Below are 6,546 nucleotides of genomic sequence, written 5' to 3'. Positions count from 1 at the left end.
CGTACGCCCTGGTCACGGGAGCTAGCCAAGGGATCGGCGAGGCCATGGCACGCGACCTTGCCAAAGCCGGCCACAACCTCATCCTCGTCGCCCGCCGCGAGCAGGTGCTCAACACGCTTGCCGACGAGCTCACCACCCACGGCATCAACGCCGAAGTCTATGCCGCGGATCTTTCCAACTACGACGAAGTCAGCGGCCTGCTGGACTACTTGGCCGAGAAAACCGTCTCCATCGCAATAAACTCGGCGGGCATCGCCAGCTTCGGCAAATTCGTCGAGCAAGACTGGGAATACGAGACCAACCAGTTCCATCTCAATGCCACTGCGGTGCACCGCATCACCAACGCCGTCGTCCACCCGATGGTGGCACGCGGCGAGGGCGCAATCTGCAACGTGGGTTCTGCCGCCGGAAATATCCCGATCCCGAATAACGCTACCTACGTATTCACCAAGGCGGGTGTCAATGCTTTTACCGAGGCGCTGCACTATGAGCTCAAAGGCACCGGGGTCAGCTGCACGCTTCTAGCTCCGGGCCCTGTGCGCGATGCGGTGGTGCCGGATGAGGAACAGTCAATCGTCGACAAGGTCGTGCCAGATTTCTTATGGACGACCTACGAGTCGTGCTCAGCCGAAACCCTGGACGCCATGGCGAAAAACAAACGTCGCGTGGTTCCCGGACCGCTATCAAAAGCAATGAACGTGCTCAGCCAGGTAATACCGGTGCCAGTGATCGCGCCGTTGGTCGGCAAATTTTATTCCAAAATGAGCTAAACGAGTGCGGGCGCACAAGCGAAAGGAACATTAGTTACACATGACGAACGAGACCGCAGCAGAGACCACCGGGGTCACAGAATCCACCGACACCGCGAACTCTGCGAGCATTCCGGCCAAAAGCAATCGCCTGGTCTGGGTGGATCTGGAAATGACGGGCCTGGACCCCAACCGGCATGTCATCGTCGAGGTTGCCGCGCTGGTCACCGATGCCGAACTCAATATTCTTGGCGACGGTTACTCCGCTGTCGTTCACGCCAGCGAGGAAGAACTCGCGGCGATGGATGATGTCGTCGTCCGTATGCATCAGGCTTCGGGGCTGGATAAAGAAATCGCGGAATCAACTACGACAGTCGCCGAAGCTGAACAAGCCGTTTTGGACCTCATTGCGCAACACTGCGAGGCCGATTGGGCGGTACCGCTGGCCGGCAATTCGATCGCTACCGACCGGAAATTCATCCAGGAATACATGCCGAAACTCGACCAGCGCTTGCATTACCGCATGGTGGATGTCTCCACCATTAAGGAACTGTCGCGCCGCTGGTTCCCGCGCGCTTATTATCAGCAGCCAGACAAGGGCCAGGCGCACCGCGCACTAGCCGATATTGTGGAATCAATCCGTGAGTTAGATTACTACCGCCGTGCGGTTTTTGTGGATCCAGGCAAGCTTTCTAGAAACGATGCCACCCGCGCAAAGGACGACGCAACCGACGCCTACCAGCGGTTTTTGTAAACTCGCGATGATGCGCTAATCTAGTGCGTGCTGCTTTAGAGCAGCGATGGTGGCTGTAGTTCAGCTGGTAGAGCACTAGGTTGTGATCCTAGGTGTCGCGGGTTCGAGCCCCGTCAGCCACCCCAAAGTAACACCCTCTTGGTCGCGGAAATGCGGCCGAGAGGGTGTTGTCGCGTGGCAGCCTACATACATCCGGAGCAGAGCGTGGGCGAGACTTTCGCCAGAATAATCCCATTATTTATTCTATTTTCTGATAACTAACCCTGCACACACAAATAAAAGCTAAGGCTTTTCAAGTATAAATCCCTAGCTCGCCGAGTGTAACTAACTCTCTTTTTCTATTTATAAGTGTTACGTTATAAAAGAGTGTTTTCGAAGATTTTTCTCAATCACGCCCCATGACTGCTACCCCCTTGATTGAAGGAACAGCCAATGGAAATTAATCCAGATTTCCCACTCTGGCTCCGCGCCAGCCACCTCATCAACTTTGTCCTGATCGGCATCCTCCTACGTTCCGGCTGGGAGATGCTCGCCTCCATGCCTCGCCTGTGGTGGCGCAATGACTGCGCACCAGGCACCGAGTGGTTGAAGTTCACCAAGCGTGAGCTTCCCAAAGAAGAAGGCATCTACACCTCCCTAATGGATGAAAAGTCCGCTTCCCCAATTTTCACCCTTCCGGGCCGCGAAAACATCGGCTTAGGCCGTCACTGGCACGGCCTAGGCGTGATGCTGTGGGTGCTTAACGGCGTCTTCTACGTCATTATGCTATTTGCCACCGGGCTGTGGAAACGGCTAATCCCAACTTCCTGGGATGTTTTCCCCGAAGCCTGGGACTCGTTCAAAACATACATGTCGTTCACCGCGCCAGGCATCGAACACTTCCAGCCTTACGACGCGTTGCAGCAGCTGACGTACTCATTCGTGATCTTCATCCTGGCTCCGTTCATGATGCTGACCGGCGTCGCAATGTCGCCTGCCGTGCGCCAGTCCATGCCGTGGTACGTAAAAATGTGGGGTGGGCATCAAGGTGCACGTTCCCTGCACTTCATCGGCATGGTGATGATGTCGGGCTTCGTAATCATGCACGTCGGTCTGGTCATGCTGGTACACCGCGATCACAACACCACGAACATGGTCTTCGGCGTTATGTCCACTGAACGCGCAGGCCAGGCGCTTTTCATCATGGTGCTTACCGTCGTGCTGGTCGTCTCTTTCTGGATCGGACTTTCCTACTGGTCGCTGTCGGATCGCGTCCGCGCCCACAATTTCTTGGTGCTTACTACCGAATGGGGCCGCAAAATCTTCCTGCAGAAACTGCGCCCACGCGGAGCTAAGCAGAAAGCCTACACTGACGACGATATTTCGGAATTCCACTGGACCAACGGTCTGCCACCAACGGAAGACGAATCCGAGTACTGGATTGAACAACGCGATAGCAACTGGGACGGCTATGAAATAACAGTCTTTGACGATGTCCGTGACGTCAACAAGACCATCACCTTGGGTGACCTCCGTGCCCTTCCCCAGCACTCGTACATCGCCACCCACACCTGTATGCAGGGATGGTCGGCCACGTCGCGCTGGCGCGGTCCGAAACTTACCGACGCGCTGGAGCTATTAGGCGAACGCCCAGAAGGGGCCCGCTACGTATTAATCGAGTCCTATGGTCTGGCGCAAAAGATGATTGATGATCGTCCCCGTGAGCCATTTTACGCCGCTATTGACCTAGAAACTGCCTACGAAGATGACACCATCCTCGCGCTGGACCGTAATGGCGAACCTATCGATAACCACCTGGGTGCACCGGTGCGGTTGCGCGTAGAATCTAACCACGGATACAAGCATGTGAAATGGGTATCGCGGATTGGCTGGATTAAGGATTACCAGGACTACCAAGATGGTCGTGGTGGAACCCGTGAAGATTCCGCACTGCAAGCCTTTAACGGCCGCATCTAGATACTCTTTTCGGTAGTGCTAGAACCTCTCTAGACCCGTAATTCTGGAAATCGTATTTCCGAGGAGAATAATGGCACCATTACAGACCACGCACTTTGCCGTTGCAAGTGTAGACAATAAAGACGGTGGCAAGACAAGCAAGAAGATTTTGCAGGCGCTTTACGACATCTTCAGCAGCGAAGGGATGGGCTATGCTGCCTTCGAATTCTCCCCGGATGCACCCGCACGGTTGATCATCAAGCACAAAGCTGACCAACAACCAGATATCGACGCACTCAACGCGCAAATGGCGAAGGTCAGCAAAGCGGAAATCTCAGAGGTGCTGTTCAAATCACGGTAGGTTTCATCCCAGCCACGTAAACCGTTCCGGATGAATCTCTTTCATCCACTCAGGCATCCTCTCTCCCGCGATCACACCAGCTACCAACTGCGCGGTGCGTGGCGCCAGGCTAATTCCTTGCATGGCATGCCCGGTCGCAACCACGACATTCGGGAACTTTCGCAGCGCTCCAATATGCGGCAAACCATCGGGGGTCATAGGGCGCATGCCCTGCCACGGTTCGAGATCATGTTCGCTGATCGGCCAATCCGGGAAAAAGCTACGCAACCCTTTCAAAATTCCACCGGCACGGACATGGTCAAGACTTTCGTCGATACCGCTAAATCCCATGGTCCCAGCTACGCGCACGTGATCGCCCATCGGCGTAGCAACCACTTTTGCATCCGTCATATAGAGAGTGTCCGACAACCATCCTGGTTCGATAGGAAAGTCATAGCCGTATCCCTTACCTGCTTGCAGGGCGATGCGTTGCCCCAGTTGCTTAACCACTTCACCGGTCCAAGCACCTGCAGCGACCACAATGTGGTCGGGATCGAAGAAGGAACCATCGACGATCACGCGTGCTTTTCCAGCTCCGCGATCACGCAACCATGCCCGCGAAGCCAGGAATTCTACCCCTGCGTCCTGGCACGCTTTGTGGAGTGCATCTGCAAACTTCGCAGGATCCAGGTGTGCATCACCACGCGATTCAATTCCACCGTGCACCTCGGCAGCTAAGCGTGGTTGATAAGCCCGCAGTTCTGCATCCTCCATGCGGCGATAGCTCAACCCAGCGAAATTATCTGCAAAATGCGCTAGTTCATCCAACCGGGCATCCATACCGGAGGTATCCCGGAAAAACGTGCGCATAGTGGCGAAATCCAGCTCGGCAGCAACGCCTTCGTCGACAAATTCGTCGAAGGTGCTGAACGTCTCTTGAGATAATTGGATCAACGTTTCTGTACCAGCGGCATAATGTTTCTGGCTGGTATGTTGCAGCATTCGCAGCAAGAAGGTGTAAAACCGCCAATCAGTCGACGGGCTGATGTACAGCGGCGAATCCTTCTTCAATAACCATTTTGTTGCTTTACCGAGTACTCCAGGCGCCGGAACCGGCTCACTCATCGTGGGCACTACCCAACCTGCATTGTGGCTGGAGGCTTTCGACCCTGGGGCAACCGGATCAACCACCGTGACAGCGTGCCCTTCTTTGGCTAGCCGGAAGGCACTAGCCATCCCAATCGCACCGGCTCCGATAACAACAATTTCTTTCATACTTATGCTCACCCCTGACTAGTTTTCTGCTTGTTCGTCGGCAAGCTCATCCATGGATTGTTCTGTGATTTTCTCTGGTTGTCCAGCCGTCAGCTTCGTTGCGGCGTATCCGATTACTGCTCCCAAGAATGCTGGAATAATCCATCCGCCATAATCACTGAACAATGGGATGAATCCGAGCGCCGAATCGATACCGCTCATGTCGACGTTGGCCGCACGGATCGCATCAAGAATCGCGAACGGCACGGTGGCGATAGTTGCACCCACATAGACGGCGCGGGCTTTGCCAAACACACCGTCTACAAGCGTGAGCAAGATGAGCACCATCGACAGTGGGTACAGCAAAAACAGCACGGGCAATGCCGCAGACAACACTGTTTCGAGCCCCAAGTTGGCAATACCGAAACCGAGCACAGCATTGATCCAGACCCATACTTTGTAGTCCACGCGAGGGAATACGCGTGCAAAATAGTCGGCAACAGCAGTCAAGCACGCGACGTTAGTGGTTAGACCGGTCAAGAAAACGACGATGCCGATGACGTACAAGCCGGGCTCACCCAACAGATATCGCGAGGCCTCCGCCAGCAGTTGCCCACCATTATCCATCCGTCCTATGGCATCAACTGAGCTGCCACCGATCCAGGCCAAAGAAATGTGCAGCACTGCCAAGGCGACGACCGTGAACAGTCCGGCTTTGAAAAATACCGTCGAAATTCCCTTGTCACTGTTGACACCCTGGCTGCGGATCGCCTGGATGAATACTCCCGCAAAAACCAACGCCGCTGCAGCATCCATCGTGAGATAGCCTTCGATAAAGCCAGTGAAGAATGCACCGTCTTGGTAGGCCTCGAGTGGTTCGTGCACCTGCCCCATCGGGTTGACGATTGAGGTGACGATAATGATGATCAGCAAAATTCCGAAGGCTGGGGTGAGAATTTTTCCGATTCGGTCGACGAGTTTGTTGGGGTTCAACGACAACCAAATCGTCGCGGCGATGAAGATCGTCGAAAAGATCAGCAGCGGCAACCGGTGCGCACCAGTTTGTTCTGCCAGTGAAGGCAATACGCCAATTTCGAAGACGACCGAGGTCGTACGCGGTATGACGTAAATGGGCCCGAGCGTAAGAAACAGCACCAAGCAGAACACAATGGCGTATTTGTTACTAACCCTCGAGGCCATCCGGTGCACATCGCCACTAGTTTTTGCTAAGGCGACGATGGCTAAAAATACTAATCCGACGCCGGTGATCAAAAATCCGGACATCGGTATCCACATATCCGTGCCAGCTTCTTGTCCCACCATCGGTGCAAAGATGATGTTGCCGACGCCGAGAAACATGGCGAAAAGCAAGAAGCCGAGTGCCCCTAATTCAAAAAAATTCAGGCGTTTATCTGTGGTCATCAGTTATCCCTCTATGCTCGCTAACTAGCCCTCACTGGAATGTGAGGTTTGATCGGAAAAATCTTTTACTGTGATCCAGATAAAACTTTAGA

The 6,546-nt window shown here is 54.4% G+C and carries 6 protein-coding genes and 1 tRNA gene; 5 read left to right on the top strand and 2 right to left on the bottom strand.

What is annotated here, in order from left to right:
* From cmrA to U1140_RS08780, 5 genes are all read left to right on the top strand, one after another.
* Positions 1-770: mycolate reductase (cmrA, locus tag U1140_RS08800; RefSeq protein WP_369847266.1), on the top strand; the 770-nt coding region annotated here is incomplete at its 5' end.
* 40 nt (positions 771-810) lie between these two features.
* Positions 811-1,503, top strand: a complete 693-nt coding sequence (gene orn / locus U1140_RS08795; RefSeq protein WP_369847264.1) for an oligoribonuclease — start codon at positions 811-813, stop codon at positions 1,501-1,503.
* Positions 1,504-1,552: 49 nt separating this feature from the next.
* A tRNA-His gene (locus U1140_RS08790) sits at positions 1,553-1,628 on the top strand.
* A 307-nt stretch (positions 1,629-1,935) separates the two neighbouring features.
* Entirely contained in the window at positions 1,936-3,459 is a 1,524-nt protein-coding gene (locus U1140_RS08785; protein ID WP_369847262.1) for a molybdopterin-dependent oxidoreductase, read from the top strand.
* Between the two features lie 70 nt (positions 3,460-3,529).
* Positions 3,530-3,799: a hypothetical protein gene (locus tag U1140_RS08780; protein ID WP_306516539.1), complete on the top strand. Its 270-nt coding sequence runs from the start codon at positions 3,530-3,532 to the stop codon at positions 3,797-3,799.
* 3 nt (positions 3,800-3,802) lie between these two features.
* On the opposite strand, the gene U1140_RS08775 is transcribed toward U1140_RS08780, so the two are convergent.
* A complete protein-coding gene (locus U1140_RS08775) occupies positions 3,803-5,053 on the bottom strand; it encodes an NAD(P)/FAD-dependent oxidoreductase (protein WP_369847261.1) in 1,251 nt (416 codons plus the stop codon).
* Positions 5,054-5,071: 18 nt separating this feature from the next.
* Positions 5,072-6,454: a branched-chain amino acid transport system II carrier protein gene (brnQ, locus tag U1140_RS08770; RefSeq protein WP_369847260.1), complete on the bottom strand. Its 1,383-nt coding sequence runs from the start codon at positions 6,452-6,454 to the stop codon at positions 5,072-5,074.
* Positions 6,455-6,546 lie beyond the last annotated feature (92 nt).

Origin of the sequence: Corynebacterium drakensteinense (genome assembly GCF_041224285.1) — a bacterium.
GTDB lineage: Bacteria > Actinomycetota > Actinomycetes > Mycobacteriales > Mycobacteriaceae > Corynebacterium.
Note: the sequence above shows the minus strand (reverse complement) of the source record. Positions and strands in the feature narration are given on the sequence as shown.